This window comes from Blautia fusiformis (assembly GCF_020686995.1).
GTDB classification, from domain to species: domain Bacteria; phylum Bacillota; class Clostridia; order Lachnospirales; family Lachnospiraceae; genus Blautia_A; species Blautia_A fusiformis.
Genome location: NZ_JAJEPT010000005.1, coordinates 127,806 through 151,667, shown reverse-complemented (window position 1 = coordinate 151,667; position 23,862 = coordinate 127,806). Strand labels below are relative to the sequence as shown.

At 36.8% G+C, this 23,862-nt stretch carries 19 protein-coding genes and 2 pseudogenes; 12 read left to right on the top strand and 9 right to left on the bottom strand.

Translation table 11 applies throughout. The features are described 5' to 3' along the window. Positions 1–129: 129 nt before the first annotated feature. From LKD46_RS06350 to LKD46_RS06320, 6 genes and pseudogenes are all read right to left on the bottom strand, one after another. Positions 130–8,487 (bottom strand): hypothetical protein, encoded by an 8,358-nt coding sequence (locus tag LKD46_RS06350; RefSeq protein WP_146207176.1) that lies wholly within the window; start codon positions 8,485–8,487, stop codon positions 130–132. A gap of 8 nt (positions 8,488–8,495) precedes the next feature. Continuing rightward, positions 8,496–8,972 (bottom strand): SpoVG family protein, encoded by a 477-nt coding sequence (locus LKD46_RS06345; RefSeq protein WP_110103892.1) that lies wholly within the window; start codon positions 8,970–8,972, stop codon positions 8,496–8,498. Positions 8,973–9,492: 520 nt separating this feature from the next. Next, a complete protein-coding gene (locus LKD46_RS06340; RefSeq protein WP_158526494.1) occupies positions 9,493–9,639 on the bottom strand; it encodes a hypothetical protein in 147 nt (48 codons plus the stop codon). 11 nt (positions 9,640–9,650) lie between these two features. Then, complete coding sequence (locus LKD46_RS06335; protein WP_110103894.1) at positions 9,651–9,890, bottom strand: S1 domain-containing protein; 240 nt, start codon at positions 9,888–9,890, stop codon at positions 9,651–9,653. 334 nt (positions 9,891–10,224) lie between these two features. Next, a pseudogene (locus LKD46_RS06325) lies at positions 10,225–12,979 on the bottom strand (YodL domain-containing protein). Continuing rightward, a pseudogene (locus tag LKD46_RS06320) lies at positions 12,954–14,821 on the bottom strand (helicase-related protein); the annotation flags it as partial. The pseudogenes LKD46_RS06320 and LKD46_RS06325, both read right to left, overlap by 26 nt. Positions 14,822–14,920: 99 nt before the next feature. Between LKD46_RS06320 and LKD46_RS06315 the strand changes: the two are divergent. The 9 genes from LKD46_RS06315 (at position 14,921) to LKD46_RS06275 (ending at position 18,136) form a co-directional block, all read left to right on the top strand. Next, positions 14,921–15,103: a hypothetical protein gene (locus LKD46_RS06315; protein WP_110103895.1), complete on the top strand. Its 183-nt coding sequence runs from the start codon at positions 14,921–14,923 to the stop codon at positions 15,101–15,103. 24 nt (positions 15,104–15,127) lie between these two features. Continuing rightward, positions 15,128–15,274 (top strand): hypothetical protein, encoded by a 147-nt coding sequence (locus LKD46_RS06310; protein ID WP_158526495.1) that lies wholly within the window; start codon positions 15,128–15,130, stop codon positions 15,272–15,274. Between the two features lie 22 nt (positions 15,275–15,296). Beyond that, a complete protein-coding gene (locus LKD46_RS06305) occupies positions 15,297–15,479 on the top strand; it encodes a hypothetical protein (RefSeq protein WP_110103896.1) in 183 nt (60 codons plus the stop codon). Beyond that, positions 15,476–15,649 (top strand): hypothetical protein, encoded by a 174-nt coding sequence (locus LKD46_RS06300; RefSeq protein WP_158526496.1) that lies wholly within the window; start codon positions 15,476–15,478, stop codon positions 15,647–15,649. The genes LKD46_RS06305 and LKD46_RS06300 overlap by 4 nt, the downstream gene beginning before the upstream one ends. 3 nt (positions 15,650–15,652) lie before the next feature. Continuing rightward, the gene (locus LKD46_RS06295; protein WP_110103897.1) at positions 15,653–16,018 is read left to right on the top strand and encodes a hypothetical protein; all 366 of its coding nucleotides are present in this window, start codon (positions 15,653–15,655) and stop codon (positions 16,016–16,018) included. Positions 16,019–16,035: 17 nt separating this feature from the next. Then, positions 16,036–16,404 (top strand): hypothetical protein, encoded by a 369-nt coding sequence (locus LKD46_RS06290; RefSeq protein ID WP_110103898.1) that lies wholly within the window; start codon positions 16,036–16,038, stop codon positions 16,402–16,404. 81 nt (positions 16,405–16,485) lie between these two features. After that, on the top strand, positions 16,486–16,701 hold the full coding sequence (locus LKD46_RS06285; RefSeq protein ID WP_110103899.1) for a hypothetical protein: 216 nt from the start codon (positions 16,486–16,488) through the stop codon (positions 16,699–16,701). 119 nt (positions 16,702–16,820) lie between these two features. Continuing rightward, on the top strand, positions 16,821–17,528 hold the full coding sequence (locus LKD46_RS06280; protein WP_110103900.1) for a recombinase family protein: 708 nt from the start codon (positions 16,821–16,823) through the stop codon (positions 17,526–17,528). 65 nt (positions 17,529–17,593) lie between these two features. Beyond that, the gene (locus tag LKD46_RS06275; RefSeq protein ID WP_015525854.1) at positions 17,594–18,136 is read left to right on the top strand and encodes a Uma2 family endonuclease; all 543 of its coding nucleotides are present in this window, start codon (positions 17,594–17,596) and stop codon (positions 18,134–18,136) included. An 858-nt stretch (positions 18,137–18,994) separates the two neighbouring features. Here LKD46_RS06275 and LKD46_RS06270 read toward each other — a convergent pair. From LKD46_RS06270 to LKD46_RS06260, 3 genes are all read right to left on the bottom strand, one after another. Continuing rightward, on the bottom strand, positions 18,995–19,780 hold the full coding sequence (locus LKD46_RS06270; RefSeq protein ID WP_110103901.1) for a hypothetical protein: 786 nt from the start codon (positions 19,778–19,780) through the stop codon (positions 18,995–18,997). A 28-nt stretch (positions 19,781–19,808) separates the two neighbouring features. After that, positions 19,809–20,633 carry a hypothetical protein gene (locus LKD46_RS06265; protein ID WP_021650855.1) on the bottom strand — a complete coding sequence of 275 codons (825 nt, stop codon included), beginning with the start codon at positions 20,631–20,633 and terminating at the stop codon, positions 19,809–19,811. 926 nt (positions 20,634–21,559) lie between these two features. Then, complete coding sequence (locus tag LKD46_RS06260) at positions 21,560–21,790, bottom strand: helix-turn-helix domain-containing protein (RefSeq protein ID WP_021650856.1); 231 nt, start codon at positions 21,788–21,790, stop codon at positions 21,560–21,562. Between the two features lie 109 nt (positions 21,791–21,899). Here LKD46_RS06260 and LKD46_RS06255 point away from each other — a divergent pair, with 109 nt between their 5' ends. The 3 genes from LKD46_RS06255 to LKD46_RS06245 all read left to right on the top strand — a co-directional run bounded on the left by LKD46_RS06255 (position 21,900) and on the right by LKD46_RS06245 (position 23,405). After that, positions 21,900–22,163, top strand: coding sequence for a DUF6809 family protein (locus LKD46_RS06255; protein WP_110103902.1), 264 nt, complete (start codon positions 21,900–21,902; stop codon positions 22,161–22,163). 173 nt (positions 22,164–22,336) lie between these two features. After that, positions 22,337–22,894, top strand: coding sequence for a BRO-N domain-containing protein (locus LKD46_RS16900; RefSeq protein WP_110103903.1), 558 nt, complete (start codon positions 22,337–22,339; stop codon positions 22,892–22,894). Then, the gene (locus LKD46_RS06245) at positions 22,779–23,405 is read left to right on the top strand and encodes a hypothetical protein (RefSeq protein WP_146207177.1); all 627 of its coding nucleotides are present in this window, start codon (positions 22,779–22,781) and stop codon (positions 23,403–23,405) included. Before LKD46_RS16900 ends, LKD46_RS06245 begins: the two co-directional genes overlap by 116 nt. The last annotated feature ends 457 nt before the right edge of the window (positions 23,406–23,862 follow it).

The window sequence follows — 23,862 nt, the reverse complement described above, 5'->3', positions numbered from 1 at the left end:
CACCTACTTTCAACCCACTCTGCGTTATACTTTTGTCCGTTTTCGTCCCAACGCACAAGCTTTTCTCCTTAAGTGAAGGGTTACAGTCACTATACCCCTTCACCATATAGTTGTTTTGCAAAAACAATCTTACCCTAACGCTAACTCAATAAGTCTCATGAAGCCGTGTTTTTCCAGTAACATTTCGGTTATTGCGTTCTTTTGCTCCAGACTAATACGATGATCTTTGTTTCCATGAGCAGATGGATTTCGAATATCCTTCACTGCCATTATCATCTTTTTGTGTTCAACCCATTCATCCGTTTTCTTTCCTGTTACTTTCACCAACTTATCAATTGCCCACTTTTTATATAGTGGGAACACGAAGGAGCCTATTGTCAACCGTTGTTGCTGTGTAACTGGCAGAGTAATAATATCCTTCCATTTATACTTCTCATCCTTGTTTTCAGGTTTTCTCATATCCGTGTCAAGAGACTCAAAGCTATTTCCGTAAATACTGATATGGTATTCTTTTAACAAACTTTCAATCAGTTTGCAATACATAATAGTTACCGGGCTAAAATCTATCTTATCAATATCATCTCCAACAGCGCCTCTCATAAACAATTCATCTAATTGGTGTGCAAAGCCTAATGAGCGTAAGAAGAACTCCGGCAAATTATATTGCTCCATAAATTCTTCATACTCATCATCAGAGACTCCTAGAACCGCTGCATATGAACTAGAAATAGATGTATTATATCCAGAATTTATCGTTGCTTCTGCAAAGTCATCACCTGCACGAGGAGACTGTAGTGTTATTGACTCTAAGCTTTCCTCCATGTCCGCAACATAATTATCCATAGCTCTAGAAATACTATCCTCGGATACATCTACTTCTCCAGCATTATCTAGCAACTGAGGCAAGTAGTTACTTAATCGTGGTAATTCCTGAATGCCTTTTATAAGCACTGTACGATCATTCGCCGTAATTATTTCATTCAAAGTATTAGTAATACTTTGAATATTTACATGATTAATCGTAGTTTTACCATTAAAAATATTACCTGACTGAGATGTGCCAAGGAGGCTTTTTAGCGCCTCTTTATCCTTCGCATTTATTGCTAAGCCAGCTAAAAATTCATTCTGAACCTCTGGAGCAGCCTCTTTAAAATACTGACGAATATACTGTAAACTCATAGGATCCATTGACATTTCTTCATTGTCTTGTTTTCTTTCTGCCTGTAATTGGATTGAAACTTCATGTAATCTTACTTCTGTTGCCTGACTTCTAAAGAAATCAAAGTAGAACATTGTCGAAAAACCATATCTTTGCTTTTCTTCATTTACCTTCAAGATACCCCGAGCTATTAACACTTTTAAAGCAGACTCAATTGCGCTAGGTGACTTAACAGCGAAAAACTCTCTGATTCGTCTAATGGAAACATCAGATTTATTTCTATCATGAATAAGTTCATGTGCAATAAATATCAAATAAGGAATCTCTTCTTCAAGATTTTTGGTATTGTGCAAGACCAAAAGATTTCTAACAAGTCCAACTTCACTATTTAATAGTTCATAAGCAACTTGTGTAATATCAGAAGGATACAATTTTTCCCTTCTATTAAAGTCGCCTCGCATAATCTTGTTAAGTAGTTCGTTACCAAACAGTTTTCCACAAATTGCATTTCCACCAGTATATTGATATAGCAAATTCAATGCTTCTGGAGACCAAGGACTATTATTTTCTGAGATATCTCCCCATATGCTTGCATCTTCCATCATGGCTTTAAAATCTTTCGGACTTAACTGACCAATTGGCACATTATTATCAGCAGTTTTCTGAATAAATCCGCGCCAGTTTTCATCATTTTCACAGTTATACAGGCGCACAAGAGCATCCGAACCACAGAGCACAAGTTTAATGCTATTTTGATAGTTCATAATATCATTACAAATATTTGTAAACTCTACGGTATCTCCTCTCCATTTTTCAACAATTTGCTGGAATTCATCAAACAAATACCACACCTGACAATTGTTTTCCTCAAGAATCAGAGACACCCCAGCCAAAATATCTCGTACGCTTCCTTCAGCAGATATTATTTCCTCTATTTCTTTTCTTGCATTTTCGTTTAGCTTTTCACCTACAATGCTACATCTCATTCTACTTTTCAATTTAAGCGTAATATCAGAACCAAATGCAATTCTCAATGGACTAATAAATAAATATCTCAATAGCTCATATGCATTTTCAAACGATACGTTTTCATCGTCATAAATCATATTAACATTGTAATCATTTCCATGTCTATCATCTGCAATAGAAATAGCTACAATTCCTTTATTTTCATTTCTTGAATATTCCTCTATATATTCATTAGAAATGTAATTTACAAGTGATGATTTTCCAACTCTAGATGGTCCATATATAACTACCAATTGTTGCTCTAGATATTGTTGTATCAACTGCTTTTCTAATTCTCTTCCATATCCCTTTATTGTTTTGGAAAACGCAGGAACATTAGTTTCATACTTTGTAATACGTGAATACAATCTATCTTTCAGAACAAGCATATTGCCGACTTCTTTATAGACATATTTAACTTTAGAATCACATATAATCTTGTTCTCAACAATCACACGAAGAACTATAGTAAGCAAATCACCCGCTTTAATATTTGTAATAAGGCTGTTGTGTAATCTATAATACTGTCCACATACATCTCCCGGTCTTAGCTCAACAATATTAACAAACTTTGCACCTTCATAAGAGACCAATGCGCCTTCGTTTATTGCAACCAGAACATCTAGACTCGCTGAACTAGCTTCAGACGAGTTGTTAAAAGATACCGTTGAATTGCTGCCTTCTGCCTTATTCTCAACACAGAAAAAGACGCTAAAATCTTCTATTGTTTTATTAACAACCGATACAGATAAATTTGCACCGGCCTTCAAATTTTTTATTTTTTCATCTACAGAGCGAACAAATGCATATTCATAATCTGAACAATTTTGCTGCATATTCCATCTGTCACGCCAAGATACTAATTCAGTGAGTACCTGCATTTCCGATGTGCACTTATTTACGATATTTAAACACTCTTCCAAAGGAATACAAAATCTCTTAATAATATCCTCTGAGCAATTAATCGCCGGATGTCGAAGAATAGAAATAATCTTGTCCTTATTATCAACCCATCTATCAAATGCAACACCCGGTTTTTCCAAAACACTTTGTTCTGCTTCGCTCATTCGTTCCAATATTAAAGGATTAGATTTATTAATTTCATTTAAGAATTCAAAAACCTCAAACACATCTAATAGAATTTGCATTCTTGTGTCCATTGAAATTCCATCTTCTATGCAAATTAATAAACATCCATATTCAATTAACAACTCATTGTACGAAAGACGACTCTTATTTCCATTGGGCACTTTACTTTCAACTTGACGATATATATCAAACAAATCATCTGGTTTCTTCACAAAACTGAAGAGTTGTTTATACGAACTCAACTTAACAAGATTTTCCGTTTCAGCATTTAGAATAGCTTTATATGCAGATACTGCTTTTGAAATACCAATTTCATCCTTTGACAAAAACATATTTATAAATGATACTGCCTCTGCATCTTTTTCAATAGCAAGTGTCTGTAATGTACTATTATTTACCATAGAAAAATAATGCAATTTTCCAAGCAAATAACTGTCCAGATTCTTTACATCTTCCCTCCACTCCCTTGGCAAAGCATTCTTATCAAGTATGTAAGAAAAGGCTTCCGTAGCTTCCTCTTTCTTTCGTTCCAATGCATATCTCGCAGCCAGCAAGTAATAATAGACAGCCAGATCATCGTAGAAATGAAAAACAGGTAGCCAAAGCTTAATCTCTTCTATTTCAATTTTTCTTTTCTTTACATCACTCAGCAAATTAATAATAATCGTCTTTTTATAACTTGTTGCACTTAAAGCTAACATGAATAATTCCCAATGTTTTTTTAATTCCATTGGATAAGTTTGCAACGCATGCTTTAAATATATATAACTTTTTTGAGCCTGACCTTGGTGATTCAATCTACATATTCCATTAATCAGTTTTTTTACATCCACAAACTCTTCTTCCGATTTTAGCTTAATTGCCTGAAGCTCTTGAAGTATAGAATAAGCTTTTGACGCACAAATACTAAAGCTAGAAAGATCAGCAACCTTGTATTCATCATTAATAAATCGATCAATAATTTGAATATTAAAATCTCTATAATTAGTTTGATCTTCAATATTACTTATAAGCTCTAGTGCTCTTAAATCATAATCGTTTGCATTACAAATAAACTGCTCCCAATTATTGGAAAGCAATCCCACCAAAAAGATAACTTTATGGAACTCCGTTTCTGTATCTATATTCCAAAACTCAATAATAGATTTCTTGATTGCCTCATAATCAGAATAGACTGAATTAAGATGCTTATTGTGGCTCATCATAGAAACAACTTGATCTTCGCTGTTGTTGCTTGCATTTCCTTCTAACAGAAATTCAGAAATAAAAATTCTAACATAACGATTTTTGACAAAGACTGCATCATTATACATGTTTTCATCTCTATTCAATTGTTTTTGATAAAGCAAACTAACTAATTCAAGATAATCCTTCAGTTTTGTATCGTTTCTCCAATCATTTATAACTTGAGGAGCATTTTCCGCTTCACTGCGGTAATTTGGAGAATACTGTATTTTCAGCATTTCCTTTATCAGCTTACTTCTATAAATAGCATCTGTTCTATTTCGGGCATACTCTACGTCAATTTCAGGATAGTTTTTTATACAACGCAAATAATCCCTTTTAAACTGAGCGTTCTCTATCCCAGTTAGGGAGTCATCATTCAAATCATCTGAACAACACCATGCCAGCATCTTCAAAATCTCATTCTCTACACTTGAACAATTCCAATATTCAGAGTTAACAACAGCCTGTATTTCTTCTTTGTAACGATTCTGTTCCAACAGAATTGCAAAAGTTGATAAAATAAACGACTTGTTTCTGCCACTAGCTTCAAATGAGATATACTTATCAAATTCAGGTTCAAGATCTACTGAGCACTCTCTCAATAATGCAGCGGCAATTTTTAAATATACAATCTCTCGTGTTTCACAATAACAATCCAAGCATGTAGTATAAAATCCCTGATAATCTTGTTTATCATTTCTAATAGAATTAAGTTCAAAATCATCATTTGAAAAAATATGATTTTTGCACACTGCAGTATCATAAAACAAATTCCAAAATGTAATCGGAGCTTTGCCTATCATACTTTGCGTGAGGCGCAAAAAATTGACCGGATATTTGCCATTTAATAAGCCTTTCCATAAACTAATATAGAAATCTGCAAATCCTTTTGTTGCATTTGGATGCTTTACCAGACCAATCATTATTCTTTCAATCGAATCAATTCCATATCGTCCAATATAACTAGCTATTATTGAAAATCTCAGATTATCTTGATGGTCATTGTTATCCGTTCTCAGAGCCATTTTCACTAATTGTTCCCAACAATCGTCTTTATCCCCGCTTGTAATCATACTTTGGATTATAGTATCAAATGTACGTGGTTTGAGATTATATTTATTAGATCCCATAGGAATTCTCATAATATCCCGAGCCCATTCAATAAAATCATCAAATTCGCTACTGTCGTACACTCTTAGTGCTCTTTTCACAACCTCGTAATGGTTGGACCACATTTTTGCAAGTTCAACATTATAGTTTTTGTAAGCTAAAATTCGAGTATCTTCTATGAGCTTTCTATGAGCATCGAGATAAAAGGCTCTAAAAGGTGCTAACAAATAAGCGACTTTGAGCCATTCTTTTTTATAACAATACAAAGCAATTAATGCACTTATAGCATTATGATCTGTAAATGCCAGACCGTTCCGCAGCGCTGCTTCTGCAACATTTATCGGAATACTCGTCTCAAAAATGTGGAAAGCGTCTTCTGAAACATTAAATGCTTTAAAGTTTTCACATAAAACCAATCTTAATAAAGAAAGTTTCTTATCCGTACTCAAATTCGATTTTTGAACATATGCAATTGCATCTACAAAATTTCGTGAACTACAGAGAGACAAAACATATGTTTCCCCATTCGTAACGTTGTTTGTATCACTATGTTTTATGATCCATTGTGTAATAAACTGCAAACCAAGTTTTTCACAGTTTTCAACGAAATTATCCAATTCATCCGTGTCTGAGAACTCTTCAACAATATCTGCTACATACTCTTCACAATACAGATCTTCAAGCTTTATTCTTGTCTCAGGATCTAATCTAAATAAAGCAATAGCTCCAGCACAGTTTATATCTTCTGAAAAGTGTTCCATAACTTCGTTTTGCATCAAAGCATGTAATTCCTGCCATGCTTTTTCATTCTCTTCACTTATTCCATCCTTAAGTAGTGATAAATAAAGATAATTTACCCACGGGAACGCCTTTTTATATCGCTTGGTTTGTTCGCAAATTTGTATAAATGCATTTCTCAGAATCAATTCTTTCTCTTTGCTGCCAAAAAGAGGGCATGCAGGATTATAGATTATCTCCGTGTAATAATTCTCCGGATATTCCCAGTAAACGGACGCCAGAACTCTGAACAGAGTTTGATCAATCCCCGTCCTTGAATATTTCCACCAATAGTAGTTCGTAATTTTCTCTGATATTTGCTCTCCAATTCCTGAATGATACCATGACATGATAGCAATGTCGTTCGGGCAAATACTTTCTTTTAGAAACTCTACTAATGTTTGACATTCCGGAATCATTGTTTCTCCAAAATATCCAATAGCACAAGTAAGTGTATTAATGTCGTTTAAATCCAAACATCTCCCAATAATTTTTCTCTGCAAACGCTCTGTCACATTAACGCGACCAAAAGATTGATTTATTTTTAGGAGGTAAATCAAATGGTCAATTCTAGAGTACTTTGAAGCTTCTTCAATATATAAATCTATACATTTTTCATGCTTAGTTATTATTAACCATAAACATGTTGCATAAACTGCTATTTCATTCTGTGCGGTCCAAAAACGTTCAATGATAGCATTCCAATAAAGATTTAAATTCTTTTTTCCATTGTGAATATCCGCAAAGACACGCTTATACTCTTCTAATGGCATTGGTTCTATAGCGCTCTCAGCACCTAACCGCATAAGCACATCATTATCCTTGAATTGTTTTAAATCGGCAATCGTTTCCGTTTCAACAAGTAACCTCTGGTATTGATTCAAACTAATATGATTGATATCTTCACCTAAATATCCTCCTATTGCTTTAAGTAGAATTTCAATTCCATCTGCTCCAAAATCCCGTGGACCATATTTTAAAATTGCTTCATGCCGCAATATGTCTTCATATGTACCTTTCAACAGCATATTTTTCATCGACAAAAGAATTTTTTGAATTTCTGCCTCTTTTTGTCCCGGTGTTTCTTCCTCATAATTATCGCTTTTAAGCACAATAATACTTGAACAATTCTTATCATTGATAACAACATTCTTTTTCATCTCAAATGTATTCCCATAATAATTTGAGATAAACTCTTCAATACTGTTAGCAAACTGCTTGTAATCGTCTATCCCCAAAGAGTCTAATACTTTCGGCATTTCAGAACCCAAAATAAAACTTTCTGACGATATAATATTTCTTAATCCATTTTTAACTTTTTCCTTTAATGTTTCATCAAATAATATTGGTTCACTTTTAGGAAGTTCTGATTTCTTTTCATCAACCTCAGTGAATTCATCCGCGCTCTCAATAAGAACATATATTTTCGGATATCTTTTGCCGTTAATAAATACTGTCTTTTTAGGCACAAACATATTCGGCATATAATACTCAATAAATTCATCAATAGTGGCAGCATATTCCTTATACTGTAAAATTCCAAGATTTCTAAGCAAATTAGGCACCTTTGCAGCTTGAATAAAGCCATTTACTGATATTTCATTTAAAAAGTTTTCTTTCAATGCAATTACAGTTTCTTCATCAAGTACTTTCGCATTGTTTAAATTTGACATCAAAACAGCCGGATAGGTTCTGTCATTAATCGTATACTTTTTCTTAATTGCAAATTCCTTTTTATAGTACTTGCCAAAAAAATCAGATAAAGAACTCGCATATTTTTTATAGTCAATTCCTTTATCCAACAAAAGTCCTGAAATCACTGATGCATCCAAATAAGAATCCTTTCCCATGGAAGAAACTATCAGTTTCAAAACAGTTTCACGTATATCTTCTTCCAAGACAACATATTCTATATCTATCGTCTCTAGCTTTACGTTGACCGCTTTTGTTCGACCACCTTTCCAAGGAATAACATCAAATTCCACCTTAGCTCCAACCTTTAAAAAAGTCCCCTTTTGCAGACTAGTAGTATCGTAATAATAATTTCCGTCACCGGTTTTAATAAAGCCATATACACCCTTTGGATTTTTTATAACAGACAAAACTTTTCCTCTCATATGCATCCTCACCCTTCTAACCATTTCAACAAATTATCATTCATCTTCTTTGGGGATACTTTAGAAGAATCATGCTTTATAGATGCCTCTCCCGTATTAACCGGAACATATCCAGTTGCAGAAAGAATACTTGTTCCCCCTTGAATCACAAAATCATCAACCGTTTGTTCTGTTAAATTTTTCTTCCCACTATCATTGTAAATAAGATCTATCTTAGTGTATCCTTCTTTTTCCGCTTTTTCGTATCCACCGATAATTAATGTTTCAAAAGCTTCTCTAACCCTTACATTTATTGGATGCACCATATCTTTAAATGTCCCAACTTTTGTCTGTTTACTGGGCATAGCCAAAAAGGATTTTCCATCCGCTTCTAAAACCTTTATATCATGAATAACAACCATATTGTCCAAGTTTATGGATGCAACGCCTCGCATTTTTGTTCCTGAATTTTCTATTCTTCTAATTTGAATAGCAGTGATTAACATTTGTTACCATCCCTTCATCTTTATTATTTTCTTCATGTATTTGGTCCTATTTATTTGTTATTAATAGTAAATTTAACGCCTCACGATCATAATATATCAAGTGAAACTACCGTCTTTCACATTAAACCTATTCTTATTCATACTACTTACTATACTTTATATTATCGTTCGTCATTAGCTTGTTCTTCCTCATCTGGAATAACTTCTACTATATCTTCAATATCGCAATTTGGAACATCGCATATCTCCACCATAACATACACATGAATCTCTTCATCTTTCCAAATTTTGCAAAAACATTTGTGGTAATACCAGATACCTGCGCAGCTTATCTTTTGACATATCTTTATCTATTAGCAGGTTTCAAAGTTTATTATATGATACTCTTTTTTCTTCTACATAAATTTCCAAACATCAACTAATAGCAACAATATCTCTAAGTCATATTGTATCACTACCTCACGCCAATAACAATTTTTAATTATCAATTATCTTAGTAGATATGTATTTGACCTTGGATTTATGAAATAGAAAAAATGATAAGTTCTTCTGTCGGAGTGTCGCAGAAATCGATTACTGCAATTATCTTGAAAGTTGCTCTTGGAAATACTTCCTTACACTTTTCAGTTTCAATAAAACAATTTATATCATTCAATGTAAAATTCATCTTTAGTTCTCCTAAGCAATTGCTACATTTTCGATAGAGTCAATGCTGACAAGTACTTTCCACTTCTCAGTAGCCTTCTTTAATACAGTACACAACACAGTTGTTCCAGGATTTAATCCTCCAAAGTGAGCAAAAGCCTCTTGACCATCTTCTAAGGCAAGGAATATGCCTTTACTACATCCACCTGTTACGGTACCTCTAACACCATCACGAATATTAGTACCTTCTTCTTCATAATCCCAATTCCACATAACATATACCTCCCTGTTTTTCACTGATATGGTGATTCATATTCTTCAACTCAAGCAATCTTTCACATTCACAGAAGCAATACTTATAAGCATTTCAGGTAATAAAATATTTATAGTAGTCTTCCCTTTCCATAAAGAGTAACTTTTTCTCTTATCGCCTAAGCAAAGAATATCAAACTAAAAAAATTTGTTCAGTTCCGTATCAGAAACAAAAGTTATCAAAAATCACTATTGGACAAACAATTCTCAGGTAATAGCAGACGATTTTAGTTATTGGTAAATATAAAAATGTCAGAAGCCACATTTTCTCCGTGACTTCTGACACTTAATTTATTTACACTGTCCTTACACCCAAATCAGCTCCTCTCTCCGGCTTATCTTTTCCCTGCTTTTCTTGAATAATTTTTTTATTGATTTCCAGACGTTCATGAATAGATGGCTTCTTTTCTTTTCCTACCGTTGCCTTCTTCTGTGGTACAGATTTTCTTTTCGTTTTCCCTGCTTCTTTCACATTTGCTTGCTTCTCTACACCAGTCACAGCAGTTGCTCTGCTCTCTTTCTTATCTGCTATTTGCTGTTCCCGGCGTTCCTGTACCCCTTTTTCTTCCAGACTACAAAAACTCTGCAGATACGGCAAAACATGATTCTGCATATCTGTCAGATCCTTCCATATATTTCTGGAACTCTTCACTCCCTTTACCTTTCTGATAATTGATCCAGCTTTCATCCGTCAGTCTCATTTCATTCTGCAGCTTTAACTGGCTGAGAAGACCTCCGTTTCCAGTGCCAATATCTATTTTTCCTTTGAAATGATGCAGCATCTGGTCGCTTTTTTCTGCATAATATACGGTAAAAAACATCTGAGCCGTTGTCGTTGGTTCATTGGTTTTGGGATTTCTGTCAGCATACCATGCTTTGTCCTGTTCTGCGGTCTTGGAATCCAAATCCGATAACTTCTGGCATCGTGGATTCATGAACTCACTTTTCTCACAGTAATTGACATACACCATCGGCTCCATATCTTTCGGAAGTTCCGTTTCGTAGGACTTCAATCGTTCGATCAATACTCCGGCACGGACGGACAAATCACATTCTTCCTCTACAATGTCCTTCAAATAAGAAATATAAGAATGTGTATTGCCACTCTGCAAATCCAACATCACCTCTTGTACCGCATTTTCTCCGATCTCCACATTATCCCGATACTCATACGGATCAAAAGCTTCTGCAATCTCATCCAGTGCCTCTGCCAGCTGTTCTGTGGTCATCTTCTCTGGATACATTGCTTCTCGAACATCCCTCATCGGTACATACTTATAGTCCGGCAATGCTTCATGAATTTTCTCAATCCCTTCCCGTACCAGTGCAAGTTCTCCATAAAATCGAACATCGTCCATCAGATTTCCAAGTACTGTATTTCCTTTTACGATTGCAAATTCAGCATCATCATAGTAACTGTCTTCCGGATCACGATAGATAATCCCCATACTACATACTCGATAGGCATTTTCAGGATTCTCCCTATATTTTTCATAGACCGTAGCAATCTGATTAACATCAGTACTTTTTTCATAAGCTCCCATATCATGGAACTCATCGCATTCTGCAGCAAAGTATTCCAGATACGATTCTTTCTTCGGTGGCATATTGTTGAGGACGTTATCAATCATGTTGTAATTTGCCTCTTCCAGTTCTTCTACCTTTGCCAATGGCTTATATTCGCCCTGGCTTTTCTGAATCTCTACCATTACAATCTCATCCATTTCTTCTACTTTTTCCATCAACTGACCATAATCCCCACGGATGCGTTCTCCAGTCCAGCCTTCGTCTTCCAGCAGTTCCTCTGCCGCTTCTTCAATAGAAATTTCATCATTTTCATAGACGCCACCATCCATCAGACGGAAATCTTCATCGTAAAAGGAATAATCGTATCCTTCTTCTGACCTCTGAATAGCAAAATACCGTTCTCCTACCTCATATGCCAGTTCACTAAGAACCTGTTCTTCCAGATTCAGGAAAGAATCCAGCTGTTCAAAACTGATACTTTCTACAAAATGAGCGGTTACTTTTTCCCCGTCATTCGGAACTACGATATCACTGACTGACAGGGAATGCCCACGGAAATCTTCCGGTCTATCAATGTTGAACCTTTCAAAAATATCATCCAGTGACATATTTCCCAGTAATTCGCCAACATAGACCAGCTTATAATCTTCTTTTTTTATCTGCATACCATGACTTTCAATAAAACGCATATTCATAAATGTATAGTTTTCGCCCGGTGAATCATCCTTGATCTGATAAATACCAAAGGTTCGCCTTGTTCCTAACAGCAGGTTTGCCTCTTTTAAAGACTGAATCTGTGGATATTTTTGCATTTCCCATTCCAGGTTACGAAAACGCTCCAGTTCTGTCCTAGACATCTGATAATACTCTGGTCCTCGTTCAATTTCCATGCGTTCCGTGACATAGACCGGTGAAGAAAAATTAGTGATCAGATAAATATCTGCTCCAGCATCGTATAATTTCAGTGCTTCTTCCTGCTCAATGACACTCATAGGCTCCTGAAATGCTCCAAAATCTTCATCTGCATAATCCAGATCCTGATCCCTTATCCGTTCCCACATCTGTAATTCCATGCCAAACAGCCCTTCGTGTGCCTGTATCATTTCTTTACTTGCATACTCTCCCTTACCGCCATCGCTGCCCAGACAATAAATCTTAGAACCCATCCTGTGATAATCTAAGGCTGCTTCCTTTCTAAGCGGTACCATATCCTCTGCTGTATATCCATAATCCTGAAGTTCCAGCTTGCCTATGGTTGGATCTGGTAAGTCCTGAATATCCATTTTTGCATCATCCAGTAGGTTCTCTACACCTTCTTCATCTGCCTTGCTCAATGCATCTGCCAGATTTCTTACCAGAGTCCTAACTTTCTCTTCCTCACCGATTAGATTCGCATATTCAAAAATCTGTTCTTTTACATTTGTTGGAAATTCTATGCCTCTACGCTCTGCCTGAGCGATCCGTTCCTGCGTATATTCCTGCATTTTCTGTGTTTCTCTACCTGTTATCCTGTTTCTTGCCATATAAACTCCTCCTGTATTCTGAAAGATGGCATAACCCACAGAACATTCTTTCTGTCAGATTATGCCATCTTCCTTGTTTTCTTATTCCAGCCCGAAGTCCCGTTTTCTGGTTTCTGGTTTCCTTGCCAGTTTCACTTTCCTGCTGACTCTTTTCTTTATAAATCTGCAGTTTCTCATGAATAGAACCTCGTGCCGGTCTTTCTTCTTTCTCTTTTGATTCCGACTGCTCTGTTTCTGTATCTTCCCGTTCATCCATATTGAGAAGTGCATTTAACTCTGACAGTCGCTCCAGTTTTTGGTTCAGTTCCTCTTCTTTTGGAAATGGCTTCCCGACTTCCTCTTTGGCATTTGCCATCTGCTCCTGTACCGTTTCCAGCCGTTGTTCTGCTTCTGCCAGTTTCTCCGGATAACTTTCTAAAAGATTATTGATACGAGTGATATTCCCCAAAGCATCGGCTCCCAACCGAACTTTAGCTACCGATTCATGCTTTACAGACAGGATAAACTCTTTACTCCAGCTGTCGAATTGGATTCTCATGTTAAATCCCTGATAGCTTCCAATGTCCATAGCTGCATCCACAGACTTAATGTCTTTGCAGACCGCCAGAAGTGCCGCTCCTGCCTCTTTCTTTTCTGTGAACACTTTGCCACTGATTTCCATAGAAAACTGCTCTGGATCTGTGATTTTATGCTCAGAAAAATGAGCGATGTCTGCCTTGTAGCTGTCAATGATCTCCGTCAATTTTGCGATCTGTTGCGGGAAATTCCTTGCAATGTCATCTTCCAAACGGTACTGATTATTCATGTGGTTGGCTTTTAAAAGTTTCAACTTTGCCACGTCCACATCCAATGCCATCTTCTCTTTTACTGCCGGATTTCCGGTTGCAAGTGCTTTGACCTCCGCATAGGAAAGTGCCGCTTCATCTACATCTTCACAACTTCTGACCGGTGCTTTGCTCGTCATAATCTGGGAAATGAACTTCTGTTTGTTTTCGATCAGCTGCCACATGTAGCTGTCAAATGTGGATTCTGTTACATATCGGAAAATATGAACTTTTTTATTATGATTTCCCTGACGAATAATTCGTCCTTCCCTCTGCTCCAGATCAGACGGTTTCCAGCCGATATCCAGATGATGAAGAGCAATCAAACGGTCCTGCACATTGGTTCCAGCACCCATTTTTGCTGTAGAACCAATCAAAAATCGAACCTGCCCGGATTTCACTTTTCAAACAGTTCCGTCTTTTTTGCTTCTGTATTTGCATCATGAATAAAAGCAATCTCTTTTTCCGGTACACCTTTCTCCATCAGTTTCTGCTTCAAGTCATCATAAACATTGAAACTGCCATCGCCTTTCGGTGTGCTCAAATCACAGAAAATCAACTGTGCTGATTTCTGTGCTGCTGTATCTTTCCATATTTCATAGCTTTTCTCTGCACAGACTGCTATTTTGCTTTCCGGATTATCTGGCAATAGTTCGTTCACCAAACGCTGATCCAGTGCTAATTTTCTGCCGTCATTGGTGATTTTCAGCATGTTATCCACACTTGCATCCACACCGCCATTTCTTACTACTTCTGCACGCTCACCAAGACTTTCTACAATCTCTTTCTGCTGTTCCGTTGGTTTCAGCACCACTGTTTCATATTCTGCTTCCGGCACAGGAAGTTTTAACTGATCGGAAGTCTTGATATCTGCAATCTCCTTGAACATATTCATCAGTTCCGGGATATTATAGAATCTGGCGAATCTTGATTTTGCTCGATATCCTGTTCCTTCCGGTGCAAGTTCGATGCTCGTGACAACTTCTCCAAAATTGTTTATTGCTGTGCTATCGGCATGACGGGCAAAAGCTATATTTTTCCTTCGATCTTGAAGGGATAAAATCCTGTCCCTTCAGGATCTCAAGAAAATCACATCATTTCACAGGAGGACAAAACCATGAAACACTCTAATCCACAGCCACTTATGACTTATAGCCAGTGGTGCACAATCTTTAAGCACCGTCTGAAAAAGTACATACGAAGAAAGCTGTACAACGGCTTACAGTGGCTACTGTTCATCCTTTTCATGGTCGGGATTCCTTATGGAATGATCGTACACTGGCTGTTTTTCGGCTATTAATTACAGATCAAGGAGGTTTTCACCATGACACACGGCACAAGAATAGACATTGATTCCACAAAAGAGGTACTGACACTGTGGATCAGAGAAGGACACATCACACCACTGACAGCTTTCAACCGCTTTTGGGGCTACACATTCCACCTAATGCAAGAGGACGAAGATCACTAATGATGAATACAATCAGGTACAGTTGGAGTACCTTCAGGAAATCATCGACCGTTTTCTTCCTAGCACCACATATCCGCAGGACGTTATTCCAACACTGGAAGCTATGGAGCCACTGCACAGATGGGACACTCTGTTGAATTTTATCTTCAATGAGACACCTGTGCAATACGACATTGAAGATCAGGAAGGAGAACACAGATCATGAAGATCAACATTCAGGCAACCGTTACATTTTACAAGGTGATCGTTCTCTCTATAGGCTTATGCGAATCAGAGATTATGAACGAACGGCACTTTGCAGATTATGTAAGTGCAGCAGCTTATAAGGCAGCAGTCACCAAGAACGGACTTGTTGCAGTTATTGTGGAGGTGTAGATCATGAGCTGGATGTATTACAACAAAGAAACTGAAGAAACCTGTCTCCATGGCTACATTTCAGAGCTTTCCTGCTTCCATGCTGTAGTCATGGCGGAGCAAACATGGAAGATCATCAGTAAGACCAGTACAAAGTCCGGCAGCAGCAAGACCAGACAGAAACAGTTCTTTGAGGATCTTACTACTCTTCTGAATGCTCAGGAGGAAAAGCGTCCGGTTATGGAACATCAGAACGACTATATCCTGCACATCGAGCTTTCCGCAGACGAAACCAATGCAGTTATCAGTTTACAGAGAAAAGGTAACTATGAGTTTGTTTTCAGGAATGAGATCATTTCTCTTAAGAAAATCGGCAATCAGAATAAATAATCAGGAGGTACTACACTATGAGTTGGAAACACTATAATGCAGAAGCTAAGAAAATCGAGGTTGTAAGAACTCTTGTCGGTGACATGGAGCAATTCGGGGCAATCGTTATGGCGGAAGATACATGGAATGTAATCTTGCAGGTCTCAGAATGTGTGCCATGGAGTAGACAGTCACGCATGAACACATTCATTGATGATCTTCTTTTGATACTGGAACGCAAAGAAAACGAAACCGGAGATCCTTTTATCAGCAGACCATACGATTATATTATTCACATTGCACTTGATCCTGACGCTCAGAAAGATACTGCTCTTATCAGTGTTCAGAGAAAAAACACCTATGAGTTTGTATGCAAAGATATCAGCATCCCATTAAAAGAATTATAATCTTCTCTCCTGCTGCCGGGTTCACTCTCTGGCAGCAGGATTTCCAAGGCAATAGAATCTATCAGAAAGGCGGTATCAATTATGAGGAACTACGTACTTACGGAAAACAGACCTTATACAGCTTGTCCCATCTGGAAAAAAGATCTCAGAAAGCTTATGATTGATTTCTGTATACCGGAGCCAACCATTGACCAGATCATTTCTCAGGCCGAACAGGAAGCGAAGCCAACAGAAACAGCTCGACAGGTTTATAACCGTGCATGGCAGAAATTCCGTAAACATCTGCTGACAAATTAGTGGTAAAAGTAAGGTAGTATGCAAAAAGTAGTAAAACCATTACTATTTCAGGCTCCAAGGCAGTCTTATTACAGTGTCATTTTAAGGGAGCCTTAAATTTACTACAGGAAGGGAACATCATGAACAGATATTTTGGTTACGCAAGAATCAGCACACCACAGCAAAGCATTGAAAGGCAGATCAGGAATATCCTTGCTGCATATCCACAGTCTGAGATCATCCGAGAAGTTTTTACCGGAACGAAATTTCAGGGACGAAGAGAATTTGAAAAGCTCCTGAAAAAGCTCAACGCAGGTGATACCATTATCTTTGATTCGGTTTCCAGAATGTCCCGTGATGCAGAAGAAGGTTTTACCATGTATGAGGATCTTTTCAGCAAAGGAATTAATCTTGTATTCCTGAAGGAACCACACATAAACACAGAAACCTATAAAAGTGCGCTGCAAGGTGGCATCCCAGCCACAGGCACAGATATTGACTGTATTCTGGAAGGGATCAATAAATATTTGCTCCTGCTTGCCAAAGAACAGATCCGACTTGCTTTTGAACAGTCAGAAAAAGAGGTTCAGGATCTCAGGCAACGTACTAAAGAAGGAATGCAGACCGCAAGGCTTTCCGGTAAACAGATCGGACAGGCTTCCGGTTCAAAGCTTGTAACGAAGAAATCTATAGCAGCAAAAGAAATCATCCTGAAGCATAACAAAACGTTCGGCGGATCACTCAACGATCTGGAAACCATTACTCAGGCCGGGATTACCAGAAAGACATTCTATAAATATAAGAAGGAACTGCTCTCTGAGATGATAGAGCAAACGAATCAGCGTTGAATGTTTTGCTGCAATCCGTTATAATGAGAACAGGGACATGACTTATTAAGAAGGGAGTGTGAAATATGCCATTACTCAAAGAAAATACTTATACTATAGAAGATATATATGCACTTCCAGAGGGAGAACGTGCCGAACTGATTGACGGACAGATTTATTACATGGCTCCGCCTAGTCGCAAGCATCAACGGATTTCAACAAGGCTCACCAGTATTATTGATCGTTACATTGAAGATCATCAGGGACAGTGCCAAGTTTATGCTGCCCCGTTTGCAGTTTATCTGGATGAATCCACGAACACATATGTTGAACCGGATATCTCTGTTATCTGTGATCCAAACAAGCTGAATGATAAGGGCTGCAATGGTGCTCCTGACTGGATTATAGAGATCGTTTCTCCTGCAAGTAAACGGATGGATTATTATACCAAGCTCTTTAAGTACAGAACGGCAGGTGTAAAAGAATATTGGATTGTTGATCCTGACAAGAGCAGAATTATTGTATACAATTTTGAACAATCTACAATGGATGAATATTCCTTTACGGATTCTGTTAAGGCTGGAATCTATAATGATCTGCTGATTGATTTTAATGTGTTAAGTTTTTAACATAGTCATGCGCTGACCATGCTCAAAAATTGAAGCTTTTCTGAAAAATAAAAGTTGGCGTAAACCCTTGCTCTATATAGGGAATCGCCAACTTTTTTATTGTGTCTCTGTTGAAATTCTAAATTGCTACAGACTGCATATGGAATATTTCTGGATCATACTAATCCGTCCTGATCGTAGAAGGATAATGTGATCCAGTCTGAAAAAGCTTGTATCTGGCAGCAGAAATTACTTACAGTGAGGAATAATACTGTAATCTTCTGCTATAATGACAGCGCAGATTATTGGTTATCGTACTCATATTCTGTGGATGTATACATATGAACGTCTGCTCATATGTTAAGAGTTTGTCAATCTTGCTAATCCGTCACTAACCAAGCACATCTCATTCTGCTCACCTGTCCTATCCACCACAGCCCCGATTTAACAATATTCATCTTGGATTCTTCTATCTTCCAGTCCTCAAGTTTTACTCCAACCGTCCAACCCGATCCAGCATCTCTCCTACCCAATCCAGTCCCCGATCCACCGCAGCTCCCTCTCTCACTCAGTACAGCTATTTCTCCTATATCTTCCCTGCACTTTCTACAGATCTGACACTCTTTTCATCCTCTCTGAATCGCCCTCACCGGAGCAACAACGGCTGCACGATAACTTAAGCTTAATACAACCTGCTGCCGTTTGCTCTTTCCGGTGATTTTCGGGTCGATTCTGTTCAATTCCTGTAACAGAATTTTACATCACTCAGAACGAATAAACTGAGTATTTCTACGGATTTTCCGATAGACTAACCGACAAAAATTTTGAGGGTAACAATCGGAATAATCGGTGTGATTGCTGGGAAAATTGGAAATATGTTCACATCATCATTCCTATAATTAAAAAACTTTTTGTTCTTCCATAAGATTCAAATTGTGTTTGAGCATGTAAAAGATATACTTTATGAAATGGGACGGGGTCAAGTTTTTTACATATATCATTTGGTGAAATAATGGTATATATTCTTTTTTCACAATCTGGATTCTCTCGATACAACCTATAGCATTCTTCAGCAACACCACCTGTATCAGTTTCATTTGTAATCGTATAATTTTTTAGATTTGTTATTAAAACTCCTGAACGTTCCCATTCTCTCAAATTTATAAAATTTCTCATAATAATAAGATATCCTATATTAGTATCTAAAAATAAATAGTCTTTATCCGAATGCTCAAAGTCACTCATTGCTTTTTTTGTACTGCCATATATATTTTTTAACATACTATTTTGTGATGTAATCCTTCTTGTTAATTGAAGAATGTTGAGATCAATCATGTTCTCATAATGTTCTATAGCTTCTATTTTTTTTTGCAAAGTATTCTTTACTTTTTGATGTAATTTTAACAGATTTTTAAACTCTCCATTCTCAACATTTTCCACAGACATATTATCTAACATTTTTATTAGTTTATATTTATTAAGTGAATTCTTTTGAACATCATCCATACATTCATTCGAAACAGTTATATACCAATCTATATAACTATCTTCTTTATGCTTTAAAGATAAATATTCACTGTAATAATCATTACTTTCTTTTTCAATTTTTTTCAGTTCTTCAGTATATATTTCCTCTTGAAGTTCTGTAAATGACATTTTCCCCATATTATTCTCTCCCCTTGTTATATTACTTTCACTTCTTGATATACTTGTTAATGATCCTCTTCTCCAATGTTTTTCCAGAATCCCGGTACCATGGCAAGATCACGCCACAGTATTCCTGTACTCTCATGGAGTATATCTCGCCACATATCATAAACACAATCAATCCGATTGCAGCAATCAGTCCTCCGTTGGCCACAATACATAATAGCAGACATGGTACAACCCAATACCAGTTATATGAGAAATGACACCATTTCACCAGCCATTCTTCACTCATCATGTCAAAACGTCTAATCTCATCCTGAGATAAAGAAGTCTTTGGAGGATTTGCAGCTGCCTTGCGTCTCATTAATTCAGCATAACCAACCGTTGGTTCATCCGGGCTGGTATATTTCTTAACATCCTCCTGCATCTGCTTTATTCTGCGTTCTTCCTCTTCTTTCTTCCTTCGCAAACTAGGACTGTTCCTATATTTAAACTCCTCATACGTGTTTCTTATTAACTGTTCCATCTGTGGAGGAGTTCCTGATTTAGTACAAATTTGATTATAAATATACTTCATCTCTTCAAGCTCTATATATGCTTTAGGGACGCTGTAACGTTCATAATAATTTTTCATACTTTCCGTTTGGCGTTTTGCTCCTTTTACAGCATCTTTTACATATCGCACATAGTCTTCGTAATGTTCTTTATTTGTTATTATACGATCACCGAACTGAATAATACAGTTACATTTTGCATTTGCCTCTTCAGGAGTAAGATTGTTAACAATATCCTCACATTTTTTAATCAGATCGTCCGTAGAATCTGCATACTCCTTATAATTCTGTGCATCTTTAAAACTCATAATCATAAGTGTTTACCTCCTTCCTTTTGTGTGTGCTTTCTGATTTTAGCTTTAATTTCAAAAATATTCTGAATTTATTTTTAGGTGTAAAAAAAGATACACTATACCTGTGTATCAAATAATCACTTCTTTCAAAATATTCAATAAAAATCTAATAAAAAATTACATACTATCTCTAAACGTTCAGCACATACTTTTACTTTTGGTTGCCGTACTGGGAACCGGTGTTCTTCTCTATGACATGGCTTAATAATTCTCAACATGGTATATCACGAGCGCAATACACACTACTATCTTCACGAGCGCAAAGATAAAATACATTTACTGATTATTTTCCAAGACTTTGTAAGGTACGCTTACAGCACATTTCTTCTGTAATCGCTTTAACCATAGCACCGTTGATTGGAGTTGTAAAGAAAATTTATATATTTCAGCACTTCTTCTAAAAACAGATTATAATTTTCAGTAATTATTGCCAAATGTCAATGAGGGCGTTTTTAGTTCATTTTGTTCTAGTGGATAAAATTTTATCCTCTAATTTTCTGTTGCGAACATACTTTCTGACTGTTATAATGACATATAGGTGTTGCCATAACGGTAGGCGGTTAGTCCTTCAACGGAGGGACTGTGACCCTCTGATTACATAGAAACCCGTCAGGGAATCCACTGGAAAGGAGGGCTAAGCCAATGAGTATTGTAGATTTTATTGCAGTAGTGAGCTTCGGCTTAACCTGCTTTAGTATCGGATACACATTCGGTAAGGATAATAATAAAACACAAAAATAGCCGCCCACGTCTGGTAAACTGAAGCGACTATCTTTGATTAACTAACATATACTGGGACTAACCGTCTATCGGTAACACCCTTTTTCTATGATTATATTAACACGCATTTGCGTAAATGTCAAAAATATTCTTGACTACAAAAGCTCTTAATCCTCAAAAAATTCCTCATAGTCTACAGCAAATAATTTCTGCAATGCTTTAAGATCACTGGCTTTTATGTTTCTTCTGCCCGATTCAATATTAGCAAGTGTACTTCTGGACATACTGCTTCCCATCAACTGTAACTGACCTACGACTTCAGCCTGTGTCATATTCTTTTTCATCCGTATGTTCTGGATATTTCTACCTATTGGAACGTCCTGTAAAATCCACTGCATAAGATATACTCCTGTGACTAATTAGTAACTTTTGTATTGAGTATATCCGGAAAACATGATATTATTGTCACTAGATAGAAACAATCGTATCAGAGAGGAATACAAAATCATGGATATTATAGATCAGCTTTACAACTCACATGTAAGTGCAGCCACACTGGACGCTCTGGACAAGTACCGTATACATAAAGATCAGGCTTTACATGGTTATCATGCTCTTAAAGAACAGCTCACAGACGCTCAGGCTGCTGCCTTGGATCAGGTCATGGACGAGAACCTTAACCTTTTGGCAGACGAATTGGAGCAGAATTTCAGAAATGGTTTCTGTCTTGGAGTGAAGATGATGTGTGAAGTGTTCGGGAAAGATGTATAAGTATGCTATAATGTATAAAAAAGCTGACCCGTCAAATCGACGGTGCAGATCAATAAGTATTGTTAAAATAACAACACCTATTTCTACGTTGCAATTTCAAAGGTCGGGAAACACGACTTTTAATTTCTAACCTGTCCCCTGAATCAGGGTAATGGTTTTATGAATTTACTCCAATTACACCAACCACAACTACGGCTTCTCCTTCCTCTTCCACTTCTCAGTGTGAGACCTTCAATCATCCAGAATTTGGAAATCTGCGCTGCATTGAGATTGATGGAGAGCCATGGTTTGTGGGAAAAGATGTGGCTGTGGCGTTGGGATATGCAGAACCTAGAAGTGCAGTATCGAAAAGAGTTGAAGTAGAAGATAAAGGTGTTGCCGAAATGGAAACACCTAACGGAATCCAGAAAATGACTATCATTAACGAATCCGGTCTCTACTCTCTCATCCTCAGCAGTAAACTTGAATCCGCAAAACGTTTCAAACACTGGGTAACATCTGAGGTATTGCCATGTATTAGAAAAACTGGGGGATCACAGAGAATTATCTTTACCTTGTACTTCTTTATTATTTGCAGTATTCTTATGATATCAAGCATTGAAGGAGGAAACACCAATGAAAAAGAAGTTCAAAAGTTCTCTTATCATTTTTCTGGCTGCTATTATGATCTTTTCTCTTCCGCTCTCAGCATCGGCAGCCACCAAGAGGGACGTAACAAAAACATACAGTAAATCTGTCACTAAACTGTTAAGAGGTTTTGATAGCTATTTCGGTTACTGCTGCGGTAAGAATCAATATTTCAAGTTTGACGATTATGCCCGGACAACCATGGTTACTATGAAAAATTATAAATTGTGGGAGAAAAATATTTCTTACGTAAAGAAAAAAATCCAGCCACAACTGAAGCTTTACTTCAATACCTCTACCGTAAAATTTACGAAATTTACAAAATATGGCATTCCTAGAAATCCTTCTTATCTGCTTTGTAATAAGAATGGTAAAATTGTTTATACGGGTGGTAACTGGGGCGAAGTTGCACCAAAAGGATTCGTTAAAAAGATCATCCGAACCAGTTCAAATAGATACGAAGTAACTTACAGTATTTATGAGTACGATGATTGGGCGAAAAAGAATTATGGCCATATGGGAACATACAAAATATATCTCAAGAAGGCCAACAATAGGAATGGCTTCGTCATTACTAACATCAAACAAACAGCAAGTAAAAAGGTTTGGCTATAAAATCACACTGAAGGCACATCCGCTATTCTGGAATGTGCCTTTTTTATTGTATTGCATTACTTCTCACTCATCTCTCCGATCCATCATAATACTAGCTCTATTCGTCTGTATATGCCCTAGAATCGTTCCTGGGATTATTCATGTAAACTTCTCTGGCTTTTAGCATAAAACGTCTTGCAGGGCAAAATACAAGGCCATTTCAAAATAAAAAGTAAAAAAAGGCTCATGACTTGTCCACAAACTGTACGCTACAGTCTCGACTTATCATGAGCCTTGAAATTCGTCTCTCATATACTACGACAGATGGGTTATTTGCTGAAAAGGTTCCATCGTATATGTAGGATTTTTTCTACGCCATTTTTTAATATTTTGACACCATTTTTACACCATTTTGGTGTCAAGTTATGTGAATTTATAACATGTTATATCAGATTTCAAATTTAAAGAATGGCTTAAA

Coding starts and splice junctions, on each gene's coding strand:
- LKD46_RS06255 (WP_110103902.1), top strand. CDS start 21,900: ATGGATATTATAGATCAGCTTTACAACTCACATGTAAGTGCAGCCACA.
- LKD46_RS06290 (WP_110103898.1), top strand. CDS start 16,036: ATGAGTTGGAAACACTATAATGCAGAAGCTAAGAAAATCGAGGTTGTA.
- LKD46_RS06335 (WP_110103894.1), bottom strand. CDS start 9,890: ATGTGGAATTGGGATTATGAAGAAGAAGGTACTAATATTCGTGATGGT.
- LKD46_RS06270 (WP_110103901.1), bottom strand. CDS start 19,780: ATGGGGAAAATGTCATTTACAGAACTTCAAGAGGAAATATATACTGAA.
- LKD46_RS06345 (WP_110103892.1), bottom strand. CDS start 8,972: ATGTTAATCACTGCTATTCAAATTAGAAGAATAGAAAATTCAGGAACA.
- LKD46_RS06310 (WP_158526495.1), top strand. CDS start 15,128: ATGACACACGGCACAAGAATAGACATTGATTCCACAAAAGAGGTACTG.
- LKD46_RS06280 (WP_110103900.1), top strand. CDS start 16,821: ATGAACAGATATTTTGGTTACGCAAGAATCAGCACACCACAGCAAAGC.
- LKD46_RS06285 (WP_110103899.1), top strand. CDS start 16,486: ATGAGGAACTACGTACTTACGGAAAACAGACCTTATACAGCTTGTCCC.
- LKD46_RS06295 (WP_110103897.1), top strand. CDS start 15,653: ATGAGCTGGATGTATTACAACAAAGAAACTGAAGAAACCTGTCTCCAT.
- LKD46_RS06260 (WP_021650856.1), bottom strand. CDS start 21,790: ATGCAGTGGATTTTACAGGACGTTCCAATAGGTAGAAATATCCAGAAC.
- LKD46_RS06245 (WP_146207177.1), top strand. CDS start 22,779: ATGAAAAAGAAGTTCAAAAGTTCTCTTATCATTTTTCTGGCTGCTATT.
- LKD46_RS06315 (WP_110103895.1), top strand. CDS start 14,921: ATGAAACACTCTAATCCACAGCCACTTATGACTTATAGCCAGTGGTGC.
- LKD46_RS06350 (WP_146207176.1), bottom strand. CDS start 8,487: ATGAGAGGAAAAGTTTTGTCTGTTATAAAAAATCCAAAGGGTGTATAT.
- LKD46_RS06265 (WP_021650855.1), bottom strand. CDS start 20,633: ATGATTATGAGTTTTAAAGATGCACAGAATTATAAGGAGTATGCAGAT.
- LKD46_RS06340 (WP_158526494.1), bottom strand. CDS start 9,639: ATGAATTTTACATTGAATGATATAAATTGTTTTATTGAAACTGAAAAG.
- LKD46_RS06300 (WP_158526496.1), top strand. CDS start 15,476: ATGAAGATCAACATTCAGGCAACCGTTACATTTTACAAGGTGATCGTT.
- LKD46_RS06275 (WP_015525854.1), top strand. CDS start 17,594: ATGCCATTACTCAAAGAAAATACTTATACTATAGAAGATATATATGCA.